Source organism: Rhizobium sp. BK538, assembly GCF_014197575.1.
Classification (GTDB): domain Bacteria; phylum Pseudomonadota; class Alphaproteobacteria; order Rhizobiales; family Rhizobiaceae; genus Rhizobium.
Genome location: NZ_JACIFT010000051.1, coordinates 1 through 4,542 on the forward strand (window position 1 = coordinate 1; position 4,542 = coordinate 4,542).

Sequence of the window (4,542 nt, forward strand, 5' to 3'; positions counted from 1 at the left end):
AAAAGGCACTTGGCCAATCGGCGAAACGCAAGATGCTGCCAATGCAAAAGGGTGACGTGCCGCGCACCTTCGCCAGCCCCGATTTGCTGCTGGCTCTGACCGGCTACAAGCCGGAGACGACACTGGATGTCGGCGTGAAGGCTTTTGTCGACTGGTATCTGGAAGCACGTAGCGAACTCGATCGCGAAGTGGAGGTCGTCCGATGAACTATCGCGCAGAGATTGACGGGTTAAGAGCAATCGCCGTTGTTCCGGTTCTCTTCTTTCATGCCGCGATCTATCCCTTTAGCGGGGGGTATGTCGGTGTTGACATCTTCTTCGTGATCAGCGGATACCTCATCACCGGTATTTTGCTGAAGGAGATCGAGCAAGGCAGCCTTTCGGTCGTCGGCTTCTATAATCGTCGTATTCGACGCATTTATCCCGCAGTTTTTGCCACTATCATCGTCTCGGCGATCGCCGCTGCGTTTGTCCTTTACGCTGACGATCTTAAGGACTTCGGACAAAGTGTCATCGCAACGCTCACCTTCATGTCGAACGTCTTGTTCTGGCATGAGACCAATTACTTTGCGCCAAATGCAGAATTCAAGCCGCTGCTGCACACCTGGTCGCTCGCAGTGGAAGAGCAGTTCTACGTCCTCTTTCCTCTGCTTCTGGCTGTCCTTGCCAAGCGGGGCCGACGAAACCAGTTTGCAGTCATCGCCTTTTTGACCGCCGCAAGCTTTGCGGCAGCCGAGATTGCTTCCTTGCGATTTCCAGCAAGCGCTTTCTTCCTTCTGCCCTTTCGAGCATGGGAACTGTCAGCAGGTGCGCTCCTTGCGCTTTATGAGACAGGACGCGCGCGCCCGGCCGGACGTGTCGCGTCGACAGGCGCGGCGGTTGGTCTTCTGCTGATTGCCTATGCCATCGTTAGTCTCGATCTCGAGACTCCATTTCCGGGGCGATGGGCATTGCTTCCGGTTTGCGGGGCCGTTCTGGTCATTCGCTTCGCACAGCCCTCTAATTTGATCGGCAGGGTCCTCGGCTCGCCGGTTGCGGTCGCGGTCGGCCTGATCAGCTACAGTCTCTATCTGGTCCACCAGCCCATATTTGCCCTGTACAGATATGCCCGCGTCGTTGAGCCATCTCGCCTCGAGATGGTGGGGCTGATCGCGCTGAGCTTTGTGTTGGCAGCGATTTCCTGGAAGCTTGTCGAGCAACCATTCCGAAGGGCCCGCTATCGGTCACGTACGGTCTTTGCTTCAGCCGCATGTGGCAGTCTTATTCTGATATCACTTGGCGCAGTGGCGCACCTGAACGCAGGCTTCCCCTCGTGGACGCTTGCACGGCTTTCGCCTCAGCAGGCGGTCGTCTATCGAAATCTGCTGGAGGAACGCGGTCGCATCGATAAGGTCGCCGACAGCAACAAGTTCACTGAATGCGTGTTTCGCACGGGTAAGCTTAACGAGATCTTCCGTCGCCAATTTGCCGATTGTGCCGAAGAGCATGGCACCGCAACCATAATTGTCGGTGATTCGCATGCCGGTAACCTGTTCGACGCGATCGCGCCGCTTTCAGGTCGGCCGTTTGTCATAGGGATAAACAAGGGCTTTTGCCGAGCGGTCGAATCCAATCCCCAATGCTTCTATGGTGAATTGTTGGACTTCGTCACAACGAACGCTGGTTCGATAGATAGAGTCATCTACATGCAGGCAGGTTTTTATCTTCTCGATGCCCCGGACGGAGCCATCGGCAGTCGGGACATGTTCCAACGCTACACCGACCGACCGTTCCCCGTCAGCCAATCTCGTATCGACCTGACGCTGACTTATCTCGGCAAGCTTGCGAGTCACGTGAATGTCGTTTGGTCAGGTCCGTGGATAGATCCGCACGTCACACATAACCAGCTTGTTGCAAACGGCTGCGACGGCTCGACTGATCTGCCCAATTCCTTTGTGGTCCCGTCCTATACGCGCCTTGACCAAACAGTCCACGAGTTGGCCCGCGAAAGGCGAATATCCTACGTGTCGACGATCAACGCGCTGAATTTCAATGCGCGACTGGATCTTGTCGACTGCCAGAATGTCTACTTCATCGATGCCGACCACTGGAGCGTCGCAGGCGAACAGAGGTTTGGGCCAAAGGTCCTGGGGGCACTGAACATGACGATGTGAAGGGGCTGCTGCCGGGCAGGGCTCCTTGATCAAAGGCAAGCTATCGGCGTGTGATCCATCAGGGGGATTTGTTATGACAACGAATACACCGCGATATCATGCCCTCGACGGTGCACGCGGCGTTGCCGCCTTTGTGGTAGTGCTGTGCCACGGCCTATCGAGGGCATATCGCCACTATGACCTGTCGCCTCTGCAGTTGAACGCGTTGAAGGCTTTCCTTACGCTCGGTCACCTAAGCGTCATCTTCTTTTTTGTTCTCAGTGGGTTTGCTCTCGCCATTCGCTACACCCTGGGGAAGAACAATTCATACTGGCGGTTTCAGCTGGGCCGGCTGGTGCGTCTTGTGCCGAGCGTGGCAGCCGTCGTCGCGACCGCAACCGTGCTTCGCGTGGTGACGCCGGACCTGCCCGTCGAGATGCTCTCTGGCGCGTTTGTCGACTTATGGAAGCTTCCGATCAACGTCGAACTGTTGGCGCGACACATCTTGCTAATCGGCGTCAGTCGAACGGACACGGACCTGGATCCTCCATTGTGGAGCCTCGTATACGAAATGCGGGCCGGGCTCTTCATCCCCTTGTTCATGTATTCGCTCAAGCGATATTCGCTTCACAGCAATATCATCCTGATTTTTCTCCTCTACGCTTTTTCGTCGATCTCACTGTCCCTGTTCGGGCTACCAAACCCAGTTTTCTATGGGGAGACGCCGCTTGGTTCGCTACTGGCGACACTCCACTATCTGGGGTCGTTTCTTTTCGGGTGCGTGATCTGCCATTGCCTGCATCAAAGCGAAGGGAGTTGGTCGGTAAACGGAGCTCGGCGCTTCACATTATTCATTGTGTTCGCTCTCCTTGCGTTCTGGCTTGGAGGCATTCTTACCCATAGCGACCTCCTCCTAAGTCTGGCGGCGGGTTGCGCGATCTACTGCATTTTGCGCATCGAGCCGTTGAAGCAAGGGCTAGAGTTGGCACCGATCCAGTTTCTGGGAAAAATATCCTATTCACTGTATCTCGTTCACATGCCTGTTTCGCTGGCGGTATTGCGACTGGCGGGGGGCGAAATAGGCGACGGCACCTTCCTTATCATTGCCCCGACGCTCAGTCTCATTGCCGCAACGATCTTGTTCGTGATCGTCGAACGTCCGTCGATAGCTCTTTCGAGAATAGTCGGGCGACAAAGCACGACCTTAAGGCCAGGCGGCCAAAGCGGGCATGACGAGGAACGTCCAGCCGGGACGAAAAAAGCGTCGGTTGGAGAGCCTGAAGACCTGGAAGTTCAATCCCTGCGATCATGAAGGAGAAAATTGATGAATACCAATGACCTAGACTGCCCCAAGAGTGTTGATGAAATGGCCCTGTTTGCTGCTTCGATCCTGAGCTCGGCCACGTCTTCATCGGTTGAAATCTCCAGTGCAAGGAGTGTTCTGGTCGAAGTTAAGCGCGCATCGTACCGCCTTGCCACCGACGAGGACGTCAAAGCCCAATATCAGCGACTTGCGCTGGCATGTGCTGCTCGTGGCCAGACGTCAGGGCGCTGAAAACAGCGAAGTGCTCTTCGCCCGGACATCAGATCGTGCTCGTGAAAACTCAAATTCATTAGGTGGCAGATGGGAAAGTTAGATAGGAACGCCATTACGATCCTCATCGTGGACGACGAGTTGTCGGTGCGGACGGCACTGCGCGCGGAACTTGAGGATGCCGCGATGACTGTGATCGAAGCGCGTAACGCCACCGAGGCGCTGCGGGAGCTCGAAGCAAATATGAACATCGAAGCCGTATTGAGCGATATTCGAATGCCTGGGGGATTTGATGGGGTCGCTCTTGCAAGACTGGTGGAACGTCGATGGCCGTTTGTGAGAATTCTGCTAACGTCGGGAGAGCATGCGGTTTCGGGCAGGGACCTGCCTTCGGGCACGCGCTATATCGCCAAACCGTACGAAAGCCGACAAGTAGTGGCAACCATTCGCGGGATGGTGCGAGGTTACGCCTGATCACGCTCCAACACCGATGATACGAGCACTGGCAATCTCGATCAGCTTTTGATTGGAGCACCACTTCTAGAAACGGACTAAATCATCGATGGCCAGCTGAAACATGCATCGTTTCGTATTTGTCTGCTTTAGTGGTTTCGAATACGCCTTGTATCGGAGTTGTCCTCCTGTTAGCCACCTCCTGCCTGGCCCGCCTTTCGAGCGGGCGATTTTTTATCGTCGCTTACGTCACCGGCCTTGAAGAGTGTCGGACCTCAGCCCGCGGTTAGCTTTACAGCCGGTGGAACGACATTGCACGCTTTGAGATCCGTAAGCGCGAATTTCGGTGCGCCTTTTGAGGCGCAGCGCTCTGAGGCATGAAGTGTCCACCAAAATAGGTGGACACCAAATCATGGATGAAGAT

The 4,542-nt window shown here is 55.4% G+C and carries 4 protein-coding genes and 1 pseudogene; all 5 read left to right on the forward strand.

Going from position 1 to position 4,542, the window contains the following annotated elements; genetic code table 11:
- Positions 1-206, forward strand: a pseudogene (locus tag FHX09_RS29185) (UDP-glucuronate 5-epimerase); the annotation flags it as partial.
- Positions 203-2,152, forward strand: a complete 1,950-nt coding sequence (locus FHX09_RS29190) for an acyltransferase family protein (protein WP_184451100.1) — start codon at positions 203-205, stop codon at positions 2,150-2,152. The pseudogene FHX09_RS29185 and the gene FHX09_RS29190, both read left to right, overlap by 4 nt.
- 25 nt (positions 2,153-2,177) lie before the next feature.
- Positions 2,178-3,443, forward strand: a complete 1,266-nt coding sequence (locus tag FHX09_RS29195; RefSeq protein WP_184451102.1) for an acyltransferase — start codon at positions 2,178-2,180, stop codon at positions 3,441-3,443.
- Positions 3,444-3,455: 12 nt separating this feature from the next.
- Positions 3,456-3,686, forward strand: a complete 231-nt coding sequence (locus FHX09_RS29200) for a hypothetical protein (RefSeq protein WP_184451103.1) — start codon at positions 3,456-3,458, stop codon at positions 3,684-3,686.
- 108 nt (positions 3,687-3,794) lie between these two features.
- Complete coding sequence (locus tag FHX09_RS29205; protein ID WP_184451104.1) at positions 3,795-4,139, forward strand: response regulator; 345 nt, start codon at positions 3,795-3,797, stop codon at positions 4,137-4,139.
- Positions 4,140-4,542: the final 403 nt, after the last annotated feature.

Bases quoted from the DNA above. Each gene is read 5' to 3' on its own strand.
- FHX09_RS29190 (WP_184451100.1), top strand. From the start codon at position 203: ATGAACTATCGCGCAGAGATTGACGGGTTAAGAGCAATCGCCGTTGTT.
- FHX09_RS29200 (WP_184451103.1), top strand. From the start codon at position 3,456: ATGAATACCAATGACCTAGACTGCCCCAAGAGTGTTGATGAAATGGCC.